Annotated in this window: 13 protein-coding genes; 4 read left to right on the top strand and 9 right to left on the bottom strand. The window is 69.7% G+C overall.

The window, feature by feature from the left end:
• Positions 1-101: 101 nt before the first annotated feature.
• Positions 102-1,121 carry an NADP-dependent oxidoreductase gene (locus ABT001_RS04640; protein WP_351272315.1) on the top strand — a complete coding sequence of 340 codons (1,020 nt, stop codon included), beginning with the start codon at positions 102-104 and terminating at the stop codon, positions 1,119-1,121.
• 64 nt (positions 1,122-1,185) lie between these two features.
• Here the strand turns inward: ABT001_RS04640 and ABT001_RS04635 are convergent, their stop codons facing one another.
• Positions 1,186-1,656: an MSMEG_6728 family protein gene (locus ABT001_RS04635; RefSeq protein WP_351272312.1), complete on the bottom strand. Its 471-nt coding sequence runs from the start codon at positions 1,654-1,656 to the stop codon at positions 1,186-1,188.
• A gap of 127 nt (positions 1,657-1,783) precedes the next feature.
• Here ABT001_RS04635 and ABT001_RS04630 point away from each other — a divergent pair, with 127 nt between their 5' ends.
• Together ABT001_RS04630 and arfA are read left to right on the top strand one after the other, a co-directional pair.
• Positions 1,784-2,212, top strand: coding sequence for an organic hydroperoxide resistance protein (locus ABT001_RS04630; RefSeq protein WP_351272310.1), 429 nt, complete (start codon positions 1,784-1,786; stop codon positions 2,210-2,212).
• A gap of 182 nt (positions 2,213-2,394) precedes the next feature.
• Positions 2,395-3,912, top strand: a complete 1,518-nt coding sequence (gene arfA / locus ABT001_RS04625) for an arabinosylfuranosidase ArfA (protein ID WP_351272308.1) — start codon at positions 2,395-2,397, stop codon at positions 3,910-3,912.
• Between the two features lie 54 nt (positions 3,913-3,966).
• On the opposite strand, the gene ABT001_RS04620 is transcribed toward arfA, so the two are convergent.
• The 7 genes from ABT001_RS04620 to ABT001_RS04590 form a co-directional block, all read right to left on the bottom strand.
• On the bottom strand, positions 3,967-5,124 hold the full coding sequence (locus tag ABT001_RS04620) for an aldose epimerase family protein (RefSeq protein ID WP_351272306.1): 1,158 nt from the start codon (positions 5,122-5,124) through the stop codon (positions 3,967-3,969).
• A 27-nt stretch (positions 5,125-5,151) separates the two neighbouring features.
• Positions 5,152-6,393, bottom strand: coding sequence for a multiple monosaccharide ABC transporter permease (mmsB, locus tag ABT001_RS04615; protein WP_351272303.1), 1,242 nt, complete (start codon positions 6,391-6,393; stop codon positions 5,152-5,154).
• Positions 6,390-7,940 (bottom strand): multiple monosaccharide ABC transporter ATP-binding protein, encoded by a 1,551-nt coding sequence (gene mmsA, locus ABT001_RS04610; RefSeq protein WP_351272301.1) that lies wholly within the window; start codon positions 7,938-7,940, stop codon positions 6,390-6,392. The genes mmsB and mmsA overlap by 4 nt, the downstream gene beginning before the upstream one ends.
• Positions 7,941-7,972: 32 nt before the next feature.
• Entirely contained in the window at positions 7,973-9,082 is a 1,110-nt protein-coding gene (gene chvE / locus ABT001_RS04605; RefSeq protein WP_351272299.1) for a multiple monosaccharide ABC transporter substrate-binding protein, read from the bottom strand.
• A 141-nt stretch (positions 9,083-9,223) separates the two neighbouring features.
• Complete coding sequence (locus ABT001_RS04600; protein ID WP_351272296.1) at positions 9,224-10,207, bottom strand: hypothetical protein; 984 nt, start codon at positions 10,205-10,207, stop codon at positions 9,224-9,226.
• 119 nt (positions 10,208-10,326) lie between these two features.
• Positions 10,327-11,346 (bottom strand): zinc-dependent alcohol dehydrogenase, encoded by a 1,020-nt coding sequence (locus ABT001_RS04595; protein WP_351272294.1) that lies wholly within the window; start codon positions 11,344-11,346, stop codon positions 10,327-10,329.
• Entirely contained in the window at positions 11,343-12,497 is a 1,155-nt protein-coding gene (locus ABT001_RS04590; protein ID WP_351272291.1) for a mandelate racemase/muconate lactonizing enzyme family protein, read from the bottom strand. The genes ABT001_RS04595 and ABT001_RS04590 overlap by 4 nt, the downstream gene beginning before the upstream one ends.
• A 111-nt stretch (positions 12,498-12,608) precedes the next feature.
• Here ABT001_RS04590 and ABT001_RS04585 point away from each other — a divergent pair, with 111 nt between their 5' ends.
• The gene (locus tag ABT001_RS04585; RefSeq protein WP_351272288.1) at positions 12,609-13,397 is read left to right on the top strand and encodes an EI24 domain-containing protein; all 789 of its coding nucleotides are present in this window, start codon (positions 12,609-12,611) and stop codon (positions 13,395-13,397) included.
• A 31-nt stretch (positions 13,398-13,428) separates the two neighbouring features.
• On the opposite strand, the gene lgoX is transcribed toward ABT001_RS04585, so the two are convergent.
• The gene (gene lgoX / locus ABT001_RS04580) at positions 13,429-15,357 is read right to left on the bottom strand and encodes an L-glutamate oxidase LgoX (RefSeq protein ID WP_351272286.1); all 1,929 of its coding nucleotides are present in this window, start codon (positions 15,355-15,357) and stop codon (positions 13,429-13,431) included.
• Positions 15,358-15,446 lie beyond the last annotated feature (89 nt).

Genomic DNA, 15,446 nt, shown 5'->3' with positions numbered 1-15,446 from the left:
TACCGAATTACTTGACAAGGTGAAATATCTGGACGCATGGTTGTTTCATGTCCTGAAGCTTTTCGCTTCTCTCCGCACGACATCGAGGAGAACCCGAGCCCATGTCCGCACTCCCCACGTCCAGCCGCGAATGGCACCTCGTCGCCCGCCCGCACGGCTGGCCCGAAGCTTCGGACTTCGCGCTGCGCGAGGCGCCGGTGACCGCCCCCGGTGAGGGCCGCGTCCTCGTCCGCAACCTCCACTTCTCGGTCGACCCCTACATGCGCGGCCGGATGAACGACGTGAAGTCGTACACCCCGCCCTTCAAGCTCGACCACCCCATGGACGGCGGCGCGGTCGGCGAGATCATCGCGTCGAACGCCGAGGGCTTCGCCGTCGGCGACCACGTCCTGCACGGCCTCGGCTGGCGCGAGTACGCCGACGTCCCCGCCAAGCACGCGGTCAAGGTCGACGGCTCGATCGCCCCGCTCTCCGCCTACCTCGGCGTGCTCGGCATGCCCGGCCTCACGGCCTACGCCGGTCTGTTCGAGGTCGCCTCCTTCAAGGAGGGTGACGCCGTCTTCGTCTCCGGTGCGGCCGGTGCGGTCGGCAGCCTGGTCGGCCAGATGGCGAAGATCAAGGGCGCCTCCCGGGTCATCGGCTCGGCCGGCTCCGACGAGAAGGTCAAGCTCCTCGTCGAGGAGTACGGCTTCGACGCGGCCTTCAACTACAAGAACGGCCCCGTCAAGGACCAGCTCCGCGAGGCGGCCCCGGACGGCATCGACGTCTACTTCGACAACGTCGGCGGCGAGCACCTGGAGGCCGCGATCTCCTCGTTCAACCTCCACGGCCGCGCCACGATCTGCGGAATGATCGCCCAGTACAACGCCACGGAGCCGACCCCGGCCCCGCGCAACCTCGCACTCGTCATCGGCAAGCGGCTCCGCCTGCAGGGCATCCTGGTCGGCGACCACTCGGCGCTCCAGCCCCAGTTCGTCAAGGACGTGGCCGGCTGGCTGGCCTCCGGCGAGCTCAAGTACCGCGAGACGACGGTCCAGGGCATCGAGAACGGCTACGACGCCTTCGTCGGCCTGCTGCGCGGCGAGAACACCGGCAAGATGATCGTCTCGCTGGACGCCTGACCGGTCACGGCAGTCCGGGAGGCCGCCGGTGCGGCCGTCCGCGCGGCCGTGTGTGTGGCCGTCCTCACCGCCCTTCGCGGTCCGAGGACGGCCACACGTACGGCAGGTCGGGCGGCGCGTCCGGGAACAGCGGGCGGTAGTACTCCGGGTCCTTGCGTACGAGCGCGGAGCGGTGGCTCTCGTGCAGTGGCTCGTCACCCAGCCACGGGGGCAGTTCGCCCGCCGTCCGCAGTTCTTCGGCCGGCCGGACGGTGGTGCGTCCGAGCGACGCGGCGAGGTCCTTGCGCAGGGTCGCGGCGCAGGTGTCCGCCCTCCCCTCGGCGGTCCACGCCTCGCACATGGCCAGGCCGTAGCGCACCAGTGCCTCCTCGTAGCCGGTCCACATGCGCACCGCGGGGTGGTGGCGCCACCCGTAGCCGGGGACGGTGAGCCCGCGCAGGACCTGGATCGTCTCGACCCGCTGTTTGCCCAGCCGCCGAGGGTCCAGCGCGAGGGCGCTCCGGTGGAAATCGGCGAACGGCAGGAATGTCTGCATGGGCCATACCTATCCCCATGTGCGCCCGACGTCGGTGCCGCTCGCCCACCGTCACCCGCTAGGCTCCGTCCAGGCCGTCGCGGTCGTGGGCGCGAGTCGCGACACATCAGCAGGAGGAAATCACCGTATGACCATCCAGCACATAGACGTGGCCTACACCGCCGTCGCCACCGCCGAGAACGGCCGGGACGGCCGGGTCTCATCCGACGACGGTCAGCTCGACGTCGTCGTCAACCCGCCGAAGGCGATGGGCGGCAGCGGCGCGGGCACCAACCCCGAGCAGCTCTTCGCGGCCGGCTACAGCGCCTGCTTCCAGGGTGCTCTCGGCGTGGTCGCCCGTCAGGAGAAGGCCGACATCTCCGGTTCGACGGTGACCGCCTCGGTCTCCATCGGCAAGTCCGAGGCGGGCGGCTTCGGCCTGGAGGTCGCCATCAGCGCCTCCATCCCGAACGTCGACACGGCCACCGCCCAGGCGCTCATCGAGAAGGCGCACCAGGTGTGCCCGTACTCGAACGCCACCCGGGGCAACATCAAGGTCGAGCTGTCGGTGGCCTGACCCGAGTCTGATCGCGTAGGTCCGAGGGCCGCATCCCGTCACAGGGGTGCGGCCCTCGGCCGTGTGCCGTCACACGCGTCCCGAGAAGCGCGCGCAGGGGCATTGACGGCCGTGGACGCGGAAACTTACGGTCCGTTCGAGGTTACGAGCAGCATTCGGCATATCGAACGAGTGAGGAAGTCATGACCCGCACCGCGCGCTTCACCCTCGACCCGGCCTTCACCGTCGGCGACGTGGACCCCCGGCTCTTCGGCTCCTTCGTGGAGCACCTCGGCCGCTGCGTCTACGACGGCATCTTCGAGCCCGGACACCCGTCGGCGGACGAGGCCGGGCTGCGCACCGACGTCCTGGATCTCGTCCGCGAACTCGGTGTCACCGCCATCCGTTACCCCGGTGGCAACTTCGTCTCCGGCTACCGCTGGGAGGACAGCGTCGGCCCCGCCGACGAGCGCCCCCGCCGCCTCGACCTCGCCTGGCGCTCCACCGAGACGAATCGTTTCGGCCTCTCCGAGTACATCGGCTTCCTCAGGAAGATCGGCCCGCAGGCCGAACCGATGCTCGCGGTCAACCTCGGCACCCGTGGCGTCCAGGAAGCCATCCAGCTCCAGGAGTACGCCAACCACCCGTCCGGCACCGAACTCTCCGACCGCCGCGTCGGCCACGGCGACAAGGACCCCTACGGGATCACGCTGTGGTGCCTGGGCAACGAGATGGACGGCCCCTGGCAGACCGGCCACAAGACGGCCGAGGAGTACGGGCGTCTCGCGGCCGAGACCGCGCGTGCGATGCGGCAGATCGACCCGTCCGTCCAACTCGTCGCGTGCGGGTCCTCCAGCCGTGCCATGCCGACCTTCGCGGCCTGGGAGGCGACGGTCCTCGCCGAGACCTACGACCTCGTCGACTACGTCTCCCTGCACGCCTATTACGAGGAGACCGACGGCGACCGGGACTCCTTCCTCGCCTCGGCCGTGGACATGGAGTCCTTCATCGAGAGCGTCGTCGCGACCTGTGACCACGTGGGGGCGCGCCTGAAGTCCACGAAGAAGATCAACCTCTCCTTCGACGAGTGGAACGTCTGGTACCAGAAGCGCTTCCAGCAGGAGGCGGAGGAGAACCCCCTCGACTGGCCCGAGGCCCCGCGGCTGCTGGAGGACAACTACAGCGTCACGGACGCCGTCGTCTTCGGCAGCCTGCTCATCGCGCTGCTGCGGCACGCGGACCGGGTGACCGTGGCCTGCCTCGCCCAGCTGGTCAATGTGATAGCGCCGATCATGACCGAGCCGGGCGGGCCCGCCTGGCGGCAGACGACGTTCTTCCCCTTCGCGCAGGCGGCGCGGTACGGGCGGGGGCAGGTCCTGGACGTACGGGTGGACTCCCCGACGTACGGGACGGCGAAGTACGGCGAGACGGACCTGCTGCACGCCACCGCCGTACGGGACCCCGGGACGGGTGCCGTCACCGTCTTCGCCGTCAACCGCAGTCAGCACGCCGCGCTGCCGCTCGAAGTCGCGCTGGCGGGGCTGGACCTGGAGCGGGTCGCGGAGCACCAGGTCGTCGCGGACGCCGATCCCGAGGCCCGTAACACCCTCGCCGAGCCCGAGCGGGTGCTCCCGCACGCGGCCGAGGGCACCGTGCTCACCGACGGCACGCTGAAGGCGGTCCTGGAGCCGATGTCCTGGAACATGATCCGGCTGGTGTGACGCGAACGGGCGGCGCCCTCCCCGCCGGGGGAGGGCGCCGCCCGCTGTGGGTGCTCAGCGTGCCGAGAAGGCGTGCACCGTCGTCGAACGGAAGGTCTCGCCCGGCCGCAGCACGGTCGAGGGGAACGACGGCTGGTTGGGGGAGTCCGGGAAGTGCTGGGACTCCAGGCAGAACGCGTCGCCCTGGCGGTAGACCCGGCCCGAGGTGCCCGTCAGGGTGCCGTCGAGGAAGTTGCCCGTGTAGACCTGCATGCCGGGCTCCGTGGTGTACATCTTCATCACCCGGCCGGACCCGGGGTCCGTCACGGTCAGCGCGTACTCCGGGCGGGCCGTGAGCCCCTTGTCCAAGGCGTAGTTGTGGTCGATGCCCTGCCCGTGGCCGATCTGCTCGTGCGGGGTGCGCACGGCCTCCCCGATGGCCCGGGAACGCCGGAAGTCGAACGGTGTACGCGCCACCGGGGCGAGCTCACCCGTGGGGATCAGCGTCGCGCCGACCGGCGTGTAGCGCGCCGCCGCCAGCTCCAGCAGGTGCCCGTCGACGCTGCCGCTGCCCTCGCCCGCCAGGTTGAAGTACGTGTGGCTGGTCAGGTTGAGGACGGTGGCCCGGTCCGTGGTCGCCGTGTAGTCGACGCGCCACTCACCCCGGGAGGTGAGGGTGTAGACGACACGGACGGCGAGCGCGCCCGGGTAGCCGGCCTCGCCGTCCGGGCTGGTCCTGGTCAGGACCAGCCCGACGTCACCGCGCGAGGTGAACGGCTCGACGTCCCAGACCCGCTTGTCGAAGCCCTGGTCGCCGCCGTGCAGGCTGTTCGGGCCATCGTTGACGGGCAGTTGGTGCGTGACACCGTCGAGGGTGAAGCGCCCCTCGGCGATGCGGTTGCCGTACCGGCCGATCAGCCCGCCGAAGTACGGGGACTTCGCCACGTAGTCCGGCAGGTTGTCGAAGCCGAGCGAGACGTTCGCCGTGCGGCCCCTGCGGTCGGCGGTCTCCAGGGACTGGACGACACCGCCCCAGGAGAGGACCTTGAGCCGGGTCCCGCCGTTGGCGAGGGTCCAGCGGTGCACCTTCGTCCCGTCGGCGAGCGTGCCGAAGAGCTCCTTGGACGGGGTGCGTCCGGTGGCCGCGGCCTGCGCGGCCGGGGCGCCCGCCGCCACGGCCAGCCCGGCCGCTGCCGTGGCCGCGAGGACCGTGCGTCTGCTGGTTCCGGTCATGAACAACTCCTGTTGCGTCAGAGGATGTTACGAGCCGACCTTGCGCTTGTTCCAGACGTCGAAGCCGACCGCCGCCAGCAGGACGAAGCCCTTGATGACCTGCTGGTAGTCGGTGCCGATGCCGACGAGGTTCATACCGTTGTTCAGCACGCCCAGGACCAGACCACCGATGATCGCGCCGAGGACGGTGCCGACGCCGCCGCTCATCGACGCGCCGCCGATGAACGAGGCCGCGATGGCCTCCAGTTCGAAGTTGAGACCGGCCTTGGGCGAGGCCGCGTTGAAGCGGGCGGCGAAGACCAGACCCGCCAGGGCCGCGAGCATGCCCATGTTCAGGAAGACCAGGAAGGTGACCTTCTTGTCCTTCACACCCGACAGCTTGGCCGCGGGCAGGTTGCCGCCGATGGCGTAGATGTGACGGCCGATGATCGCGTTGCGCATCAGGTAGCCGAAGCCGACGACCAGGACGCCGAGGATGAGCAGGACGACCGGGGCGCCCTTGTAGCTGGCGAGCAGGAGCGTGACGACGAGGACGGCCGAGACCAGGGCGATCAGCTTCAGGACGAACATCTTGGCCGGCAGCACCTCGAGGGCGAACTCCTGCTGCCGCTTGCGGTCGCGGACCTCCTGGATCACCACGAAGGCGATCAGGGCGAAGCCCAGCAGCAGGGTGAGGTTGTGGTAGTTGGTGTCCGGACCGACCTCGGGCAGGAAGCCGTTGGCCAGCTCCTGCAGGTCCTTCGGGAAGGGGCCGAGGGTCTGGCCCTTCAGGAAGATCTCCGTCAGACCGCGGAAGAGCAGCATGCCCGCGAGGGTCACGATGAAGGACGGTATGCCGAGATAGGCGATGAAGAAGCCCTGCACCGCGCCCGCGACGGCACCGATGGCCAGGCACAGCACCACCGCGAGCGGCCAGGGAAGGTCGTTCTCGACCATCAGCACGGCGGCCATCGCGCCGATGAACGCGGTCAGTGAGCCGACCGAGAGGTCGATGTGGCCCGCGATGATGACGAGCATCATGCCGATCGCGAGGATCAGGATGTAGCTGTTCTGCAGCACCAGGTTGGAGACGTTGCGCGGAAGCAGGAGGTCGCCTCCCGACCACACCGCGAACAGCACCACGATCAGGCCGAGGGCCATCAGCATGCCGTACTGGCGCATGTTGCGGCGCATGCCGTCGAGCAGCAGCTGCAGCATGCTGCCGGAGGCCGGTCCGGCCTTGCCCGGCGGCGTGGGGGCCGGGGTCTTCGCGGTCACATCCGTGCTCATCGTGTTACCTCTTTGTCCTTCGTCATCTGACGCATCAGTGCTTCCTGCGAGGCCTCGGCCCGCGAGAACTCACCCGTCAGCCGTCCCGCGGCCATCGTGTAGATGCGGTCGCACATGCCGAGCAGCTCCGGCAGCTCGGAGGAAATGAAGACGACCGCCTTGCCCTGGGCGGCCAGTTGGTCGATGACCGTGTAGATCTCGTACTTGGCGCCCACGTCGATGCCGCGCGTGGGCTCGTCCAGGATGAGCACCTCGGGCCCCGCGAAGATCCACTTGCTGAGGACGACCTTCTGCTGGTTGCCGCCGGACAGCTTGCCCACCGGCTCGAAGACGGTCGGCGCCTTGATGTTCATCGACTTGCGGAAGTCCTCGGCGACCTGTCGTTCCCCGTGCTCGTCGACCACACCCCGCTTGGCGACCTTGCCCAGCGCGGTCAGCGAGATGTTCCGGTTGATGGTGTCGATCAGGTTGAGGCCGTAGTGCTTGCGGTCCTCGGTGGCGTACGCGATGCCGTGCTTGATCGCGTCGGGGACGGACTTCGTGTGGATCTCGGTGCCGTCCCTGAGGACGGTGCCGCCGGCGTACCGGCCGTACGAGCGGCCGAAGACGCTCATCGCCAGCTCGGTGCGGCCGGCGCCCATGAGCCCGGCGATACCGACGATCTCGCCCCGCCGCACCTCGATCGAGACGTCGTCGACGACCTTGCGCTGCTGGTCGATGGGGTGGTGCACGGTCCAGTTGCGGATCTCCAGGGCGGGTGCGGTCCCCTCCTCCGGGTGGTGCGGGGTGCGCTCCGGGAAGCGGTTCTCCAGGTCGCGGCCGACCATCCCGCTGATGATCCGGTCCTCGGTCGTCTCCGCCGCCTTCACGTCGAGCGTCTCGATGGAGTGCCCGTCGCGGATGATCGTCACCGAGTCGGCGACCCGGCGGATCTCGTTCAGCTTGTGCGAGATGATGATCGAGGTCATGCCCTGTTCCTTCAACGAGAGGATCAGGTCCAGCAGTTTGCCGCTGTCCTCGTCGTTGAGCGCCGCCGTCGGCTCGTCGAGGATGAGCAGCTTCACCTTCTTCGACAGCGCCTTGGCGATCTCCACCAGCTGCTGCTTGCCCACGCCGATGTCGGCGACCCGGGTCTCCGGGTGCTCGTCGAGACCGACCTGGCGCAGCAGTTCACCGGCGTGCCTGAGGGTGTCGTTCCAGTTGATCAGCCCGCGCTTGGCGTGCTCGTTGCCGAGGAAGATGTTCTCCGCGATGGAGAGGTACGGCACCAGCGCCAGCTCCTGGTGGATGATCACGATGCCGTGCTGTTCGCTCGCCCGGATGTCCCTGAAGCGGCAGGTCTCGCTCTCGAAGAGGATGTCCCCTTCGTAGCTGCCGTGCGGATGGACGCCGGAGAGCACCTTCATCAGGGTCGACTTGCCGGCGCCGTTCTCTCCGCAGATGGCGTGGACCTCGCCCTGGCGGACGGTCAGTGTGACGTCCGACAGCGCCTTCACACCGGGAAAGGTCTTGACGATCGAGCGCATTTCCAGGACGGGTCCCGCCATGGTTGTGCCTTCCAATCCTTGAGGGAGCCCGGTTACTTGAGGTCGTTCTCGGTGTAGTAGCCGCCGTCGACCAGGACTTCCTTGTAGTTGGCCTTGTCGACGCTGACCGGCTGCAGCAGGAAGGCGGGGACGACCTTGGAGCCGTTGTCGTAGGACTTGCTGTCGTTGACCTCGGGCTTCTTGTCGTTCAGGACCGCTTCGACCATGTTCGAGGCGGTCTTGGCGAGCTGGCGCAGGTCCTTGTAGACGGTCTGCGTCTGCTCGCCCGTGATGATCGACTTCACCGAGGCGACCTCGGCGTCCTGGCCCGTGACGACCGGCAGCGGCTTGGCCGCGGTGCCGTAGCCGTCCGACTTCAGGGCGGAGAGGATGCCGATGGAGATGCCGTCGTACGGCGAGAGCACGGCGTCGACCCGCGTGCTGCGGTAGCTCGACGTCAGCAGGTCGTCCATGCGCCTCTGCGCGGTGCCGCCGTCCCACCGCAGCGTGGTGACCTGGTTGAGGGCGGTCTGCTTGGACCGGACGACCAACTCGCCCTTGTCCACGTACGGCTTGAGGACGTTCATCGCGCCCTGGAAGAAGTACTTGGTGTTGTTGTCGTCGTTGGAACCGGCGAACAACTCGATGTTGAAGGGCCCCTTCTTGCCGTCCGCCAGGCCGAGCTTGTCCACGATGTACGAGCCCTGGAGCTCGCCGACCTTCTCGTTGTCGAACGAGGCGTAGTAGTCGACGTTCTCCGTGCCGAGGATCAGCCGGTCGTAGGAGATCACCGGGATGTCGGCGTCCTTGGCCTGCTGCAGCACGTTGTTGAGGGACTTGTTGTCGATCGCGGCGATGATCAGGGCGTCCACGCCCTGCGTGATCATGTTCTCGATCTGTGAGACCTGCTGGTCCGTGTCGTCCTCGCCGTAGGCCAGCTTGGTCTCGTACCCCTTGGCCTTCAGCTCCTTCACGACGTTGGCGCCGTCGGAGATCCAGCGCTCGGAGGACTTGGTCGGCATCGCGATGCCGATGGTGCCGGCGCCGGCACCACTCTTCTCCTCCTCGCTGCCGCCCTCACCGCTCTGGCCGCAGGCGGTCAGGGTGAGAGCGAGGGTGGTGGCGGAGGCCATGGCGGCAAGTGCGGCTCTGCGGTTACGCATTGTCATCATCCTTGATGGGGGGAGCAGGGCTCGGTCCGGTGGCGTCGGCACGCCCGGAAAACTGAGGGCGGTTCGACCGCGAGCAGGTGTGTGGGATTGTGCGCGGCTGTGTCGTCTTTTGGGGAGAGTGTTTCCGGAACGTTATGACGAGATCTCGAAGCGGTTGAGGGGGCCCGGCAGGCGGCTGCCGAGCGCGGCCATGCCACCGTCCGCCCCGTGCCGTGCGAGCAGGTCCAGCGCGAGCCTGCCGCGCCGCACCCGCTCCTTGGCGGTGGCCAGCGCCAGCTCCCGCAGGTGCCGGCCGTAGGGGTAGATCCCGGGCGACTTGGAGAGACCGAACTTCAGGTACAGCGGTGCGCCACGCCGGATCAGTTCGGCCACCTCGTACATCCGCACATACCCGCCGAGGTCGTCCGGAGCCTCGATGTAAAGGTCCATCGGGGCGCGGGACACCCTGCGGATCTCCGTGAACTGGGCGAGCGTCAGGTCGGAAGGGATGTTGATCGAGTCGGCGCCGAGCTGCTCGAACACCGCGTACGAGGCCGGGTTCACCGGTCCGATGAGCGCCGAGACCTTGAAGGTGGTGTCCGAGGGAAGAGCCCCTTGCTCCCGCAGCCGGTGCAGGGTCCACAACACGCCCTCGTCCGCCACGAGCAGGCACTTCACACCAAGCCCGGTGGCACGCAGGGCGTCCTCGACACAGCCGGCCAGGGCGTCGTGGCCACGGGAGCGAAGCCCGGCGCCGCCGGAGTCCGTACGGACCGACGCACCGGTGTCCCAGGTGCCACGCGGGCCGGTGAACAGGCAGAGCTCGATGCCGCGTTCGGCGCATCCCTCCACCATCTCGGTGATCTCCGCATCGGTCAGCATCCAGATGCCGCTGCCCTGGCTGACGCGGTGGACCGGGACGTCGAGCCTCGCGGACTCCTCGAGTACGACACCGAGGGCCTCCGGGCCCTCCACGGACGGCACCTCGGTGCGCCAGCTCCCGCCGTCGGGGAAGGCGTGCGGGGACGCGTCGGCCGGGGACAGGGGTGCCGGGCCCAGGCCCAGCGCGGTGAGTGCGGCGTCTCCGGGGCGTCGTGCACCGGCGGCACCGGGGGAAGAGGCAGGGGCGTCGTTCACGACTGGTCCTTCATGTTCGGTATTTCGGACGTCATTCGGGTCCGGTGGCACCGGGTCTGGTGGCATCGGGTCTGGCGGCGTGCGGATCGATCACCGGCGCACGGATCAGGGCGGCCCGGTCACGGCCGCAGCAGCACCTTCCCGGTCTCCGGGTCCCCTGACCCCACCAGTGCCACGGCCTCGGCGAAACGCTCCAGCGGGAACTCGTGGGTGATCAGGGGGGCCGGGTCGAGCAGCCCGGCCGTGAACGCCCGCACCGCGTAGGACCAGGCCGCCGACGGGGCGCCGAAGACGCTGCGCACGGTGAGCTGGCTCAGCGACAGGTGCACCGGGTCGATGCCCTGGGCGCCCGGGGTGAACATCCCGGTCAGCACCACCCGTCCGCCGCGTCGCGCCAACAGGCACGCGTCCGCCGCGGTGGACGGCGCTCCGGCCGTCTCCACGACCAGGTCGTACCGGCCCCGCACCTCCTCGGCCTCCTCGGGCACCCGGGCCTCGCTCGCCCCGAAGTCCAGCGCCTGGGCGGCCCGTCCCTCCCTCGGGTCGATCACGGTGAGCTCGGCGGGCGACACCGCCGCCAGCAGCTGCACGGCGAGCAGCCCGAGCGTGCCCGCGCCCAGCACCGCGATCCGCTCTCCGGGCTCGGGCGCCCCGGCCCGTACCGCCGCCGCGATCACCGCCGCCGGCTCCAGCAGGGCCGCGGCCCGCAGATCGGCGTCGTCCGCCAGCGGGTGCAGCAGCCGCGCCGGGACCACCAGGTGGTCGGCGAACGCGCCGGGGCGGGTGAAGCCGGTCTCGTCGTACCCCGCCGTGCACAGGGAGGTCTCCCCGTAGCGGCACCGCTCGCAGCGCCCGCAGGCCCGGAAGCCCTCGGCGACCGTACGCCGCCCGGTCAGCGCGGGGTCGACGCCCTCGCCCACCGCGTCGACGGTCCCCGACCACTCGTGCCCCGGCACCACGGGGTAGCGCACATAGGCCGGGTCGCGGTGGCCGTCGTACACCTCGCGGTCGCTCATGCAGATCCCGGCCGCGGCGACCCGCACCCTGACCTCGCCGGGGCCGGGCTCCGGTGGCGGGTCCTCGGTCAGTGTGTGGCTGCCGGGCCGCTCGACGGTCAACGAGCGGGAGAGCGGGGTCACTTGGGCTGCCTCTTCTCCCAGCCGTCCGCCCACAGGTCGAAGCGCGCCTGCTGCTGGGGGAATTCGGCCGCCGCGTCCACGTCCAGCTCCACGCCGAGCCCGGGGGCGTCGGAGAGCTCGAAGCAGCCGGTGGCGGGGTCGACGGCCGGGGCGCCCTTGACGACCTTCTTGATGTCCGCGTCCGCGAAGTCGTTGAAGTGTTCGAGGATCTTGAAGTTGGGCGTGCAGCCCGCGACCTGGAGGCTGGCCGCCGTGAGCACCGAACCGCCCACGTTGTGCGGGGCGATCAGTGTGTAGTGGGTCTCCGCGGTCGCCGCGAGCTTACGGGTCTCCAGGATGCCGCCGATGTGTCCGACGTCCGGCTGGATGATGTCGGCGGCCTGCGACTCGAAGAGCTCACGGAACTCGATCCGGTCGTGGATGCGCTCACCGGTCGCGATCGGCATGTCGACCTTCTCCGCGACCTTGCTCAGCGCCTTGAGGTTCTCCGGCGGCACCGGCTCCTCCAGCCAGGCGGGCTTGAAGGGGGCCATCTCCCGGGCGATCCGCACCGCCGTCGACGGACTGAACCGGCCGTGCATCTCCAGCATCAGCTCGGTGTCCGGGCCGATGGCGTCCCGCACCGCCTCGATGAGGGACACCGCGTACCGGGTCTCCTCCTGGCCCAGCTCGAAGTGCCCCGTACCGAAGGGGTCGATCTTCAGCGCCCGGTAACCGCGCTCCACGACACCCTGCGCCGCCTTGTGGTAGGCCTCCGGGGTGCGCTCGGTGGTGTACCAGCCGTTGGCGTACGCCTTCACCCGGTCGGTGACCTTCCCGCCGAGGAGCTGCCAGACGGGGACGCCGAGCGCCTTGCCCTTGATGTCCCAGCAGGCCATCTCGATGACCGCGATACCGGACATCACGATCTCCCCGGCCCGCCCGTAGTCGCCGTACTTCATGCGGCGGACGAGGTCTTCGATCGCGAACGGGTCGGAGCCGGTCACGTGGTTGGCCGACGCCTCGCGCAGGTAGCCGAGCAGGGCGTCCGTGCGGCCCAGCATCCGGGTCTCGCCGACCCCGGTGAGACCCTCGTCGGTGTGGACCTGGACGTAGGTGAGGTTGCGCCACGGCGTGCCGACGACATGCGTGCTGATTCCGGTGATGCGCACGTGTGTTGCCTCTCAACGTGTTCGGTATTTCGTCACTCGTTCGAAATGCTGGCGTGACGGTAATGACGGGCCCGGGGGCATGTCAATGGTTGGCACAAGTACGCTGACGCCATGAGTGATCTCGGGGCGGGTTTCGGTTACTTGATCAAGGGTCAACGCTGGGCCTTCGGGCACGGCCGCTGGTTCGGCTTCGGCCTGCTCCCCGCGCTGATCACCCTCGTCGTCTACGCCGCGGCGCTGGTCGGACTGGGCTACGGCGCCGACGACTTCGTCGGCTGGGCCACCCCGTTCGCCGACGACTGGTCCTCGCCCTGGCTGGGCCTCCTGCGCAACACCCTGGTCGTCCTGGTCTTCGCCTTCGGGATCTTCCTCGCGGTGATCACCTTCACCGCGGCGACCCTGCTGGTCGGCCAGCCGTTCTACGAGTCGCTGTCCGAGGAGGTCGACCGCAGCGAGGGCGGCGAGGTGCCCGAGTCGGACCTGCCGCTCTGGCGTGAACTCTGGATCTCCGCCCGCGACTCCGTCCGCATCCTGGTGCGCGTCGCGCTGTACGGGGTGGTGCTCTTCGCCCTCGGGTTCATCCCCGTCATCGGGCAGACCGTGATCCCCGTCCTCGGCTTCTGCGTCACCGGCTACTTCCTCTCCGAAGAGCTCACCGCCGTCGCCCTCCAGCGCCGCGGCATGGTCCTGAAGGACCGCCTCGCGCTGCTGCGCACCCGCCGCATGATGGTCCTGGGCTTCGGCGTCCCGCTCGCGCTCGCCTTCGTCGTCCCGTTCGTCGCGGTGCTGCTGATGCCGGGCGCCGTCGCGGGGGCCACGCTGCTGGCCCGCGCCCTGACGGCGACACCGGGAGCCGGTCCGGCCCCGGCGCCCGAGCCGTACACCCTGCGCAAGGACTGAGCGGGCCGCCGGTCCGGCGACCCGCCGCCGGTCAGCCGCCGTGGACCTCCAGCGCGGTCCTGACCGCCGATTCCAGGGCGCCCTCGATCCAGGCCGGCTTGATGGACGTGTGGCAGCCGGCGAAGTGCAGCGGACCCTCCGGGGTGCGGACGTCGGGGAACAGCTCGGTGTGCTGGCCGGGCAGCAGCACCGACGCCTCGCCGTACGCGTACGGGTCACGCATCCAGGACTGGGTGCGGCCCACGCCCGTGTAGAACACCTCGATGCGCTGCCCGTACACGTCCTGGACGCCGCCCAGGGTGCGCGGGTAGCGCTCGTCGTCGTCCAGCGAGTCCCACTTCAGGGCGTCGTCGGCCCAGCTGTACGAGGCGAGCAGGACGCCGCCCCTGCTGCCCTCGACCGGGTGCGAGGGCTGGTACATGAACCGGTTGGCGTTGTCCGTCACCGAACCGCCGCCGATGACGTGGGCCGCCTCCGGCTGATTGCGAGCGGTGGCCCGGCAGGCGGCGTAGTGCACCCGCTGGTTGGGCGGGATGTGGCCGCTCGGTACGGAGGGGTGCGCGCCCAGCAGCGAGCCGTCGGCGGGGGCCTTGCCCAGGCGGTAGGCGTCGTACAGGCCGGGGCGTACGGCCTCCAGCTCCCGCTTCCAGTCCGCCTCGTCGAACTCCCACCAGCGGCGGCTGAATTCGAGCAGCACCTTGGTCGCGGCGTCGTAGTGGACCTCGGTGATCGCCCGCCGCTTGCCGTACGAGAGCGCCGGGGACACCGGGATGTGCCGCAGCCCGGAGAAGGGGACGGTGATGATCGCCCGGTCACCGGTGAAGGTCTCCCGGACCACGGGACCGCCCCGGCCCTCGGAGACCGTCTCGACCCGCACGCCGTCCTTCGAGTGGCTGATCCGGGTGGCCCGGCGGTCCAGGCGCACCAGGTCCTTCACCTGTGCGTACATCGCGTCGGCCAGCGTCGCGGTGCCGTCGGGCAGTTCGAAGAAGGAGGTGGCGGGGCTGATCAGGGAGGCCCCGATGAAGCTGTGCAGGAAGGCGAGGTGGAGCCGCGAGGTCATGTTCTCGACGGTGCCGATGAGATCGATGGTGCGCTCGTCGAGCTCGGCCACCTCGGTCATGTACCGGAACATCGAGAAGTGCCCGTACCGCTGGAGCACCGTCGCCCAGCCCTCGACCAGGGCACTGCCCTCCTTGCCTTCGATCTCCTTGCGCACCGGGGCGAAGGCGTCCCGCACGATCTGCGAGGCGGGGGTGTTCTCGTAGGCAGCGGGCACACCGAAGGAGCGGTTGACGGCCTGCGGCTTCTTCGCGTAGTCCGCGCGGCGGACGCGGACGCCGTTGACGTGGATCCAGGTGCGGTTGGCGGGGCGCCCCTCGCCGTCCACGTCGACCAGGTGGAAGCGGCGGGTCTTCAGCCCGAGGTGGGCCATCAGCCCGGTGACCAGCGGATGGCTGTCCGGGATGCGCATCGCGCCGGCCTCGGCGTACTGCTTCGGATCGGCGAAGGGCGGCTCGGACTTCTCGTGACCGCCGGCCCGGAAGGTCTTGATGCGGCCCCCGACGCGGTTGCCGTTGGCCTCGATCACGGTGACCTGGTGACCCGCCTCGTGGAGCAGCCGCGCCGCGGTGAGCCCGGCCGGCCCCGCGCCGACGACCAGCACCTTCCTGCGGGCTGCCCGGGTGGGGGGCAGGCCCTTGCCCAGCAGGACCTCGCGGTAACGGGGGATCAGGTCCCGGTCCTTCTCGTCCCGTACGAGGATGGCGCGGGCGACGGTGAGGGCGGCACTCCGGTCGGATCCGGGCGCCGCTGCCGGCGCGGCGGCAGCGGTCCGGGGCGCCGCGCCGGCGGAACCGGCGGCGCCGGTCACGGCGAGGGCGGCGGCACCCGCGGTGGCCCCCGCGATCACGGCACGGCGGGAGGTGCGGAGGGTTGACGGTTCAGCAGGTGTGATCATGGAGATCAGCCTGGTGTGCCACAACCCGAAACCATGCGGAATCGGCCCCGAATCACCCGCTGGTGATCGCGGCGAGTTCGTGTTGACGC

The sequence above is a fragment of the Streptomyces sp. NPDC002793 genome (genome assembly GCF_040295485.1).
Taxonomy (GTDB): domain Bacteria; phylum Actinomycetota; class Actinomycetes; order Streptomycetales; family Streptomycetaceae; genus Streptomyces.
This window is presented reverse-complemented; position numbering and strand designations above follow the sequence as displayed.

Coding starts and splice junctions, on each gene's coding strand:
- mmsB (WP_351272303.1), bottom strand. CDS start 6,393: ATGAGCACGGATGTGACCGCGAAGACCCCGGCCCCCACGCCGCCGGGC.
- lgoX (WP_351272286.1), bottom strand. CDS start 15,357: ATGATCACACCTGCTGAACCGTCAACCCTCCGCACCTCCCGCCGTGCC.
- mmsA (WP_351272301.1), bottom strand. CDS start 7,940: ATGGCGGGACCCGTCCTGGAAATGCGCTCGATCGTCAAGACCTTTCCC.
- ABT001_RS04620 (WP_351272306.1), bottom strand. CDS start 5,124: ATGACCGGAACCAGCAGACGCACGGTCCTCGCGGCCACGGCAGCGGCC.
- ABT001_RS04635 (WP_351272312.1), bottom strand. CDS start 1,656: ATGCAGACATTCCTGCCGTTCGCCGATTTCCACCGGAGCGCCCTCGCG.
- chvE (WP_351272299.1), bottom strand. CDS start 9,082: ATGCGTAACCGCAGAGCCGCACTTGCCGCCATGGCCTCCGCCACCACC.
- ABT001_RS04640 (WP_351272315.1), top strand. CDS start 102: ATGTCCGCACTCCCCACGTCCAGCCGCGAATGGCACCTCGTCGCCCGC.
- ABT001_RS04585 (WP_351272288.1), top strand. CDS start 12,609: ATGAGTGATCTCGGGGCGGGTTTCGGTTACTTGATCAAGGGTCAACGC.
- ABT001_RS04630 (WP_351272310.1), top strand. CDS start 1,784: ATGACCATCCAGCACATAGACGTGGCCTACACCGCCGTCGCCACCGCC.
- arfA (WP_351272308.1), top strand. CDS start 2,395: ATGACCCGCACCGCGCGCTTCACCCTCGACCCGGCCTTCACCGTCGGC.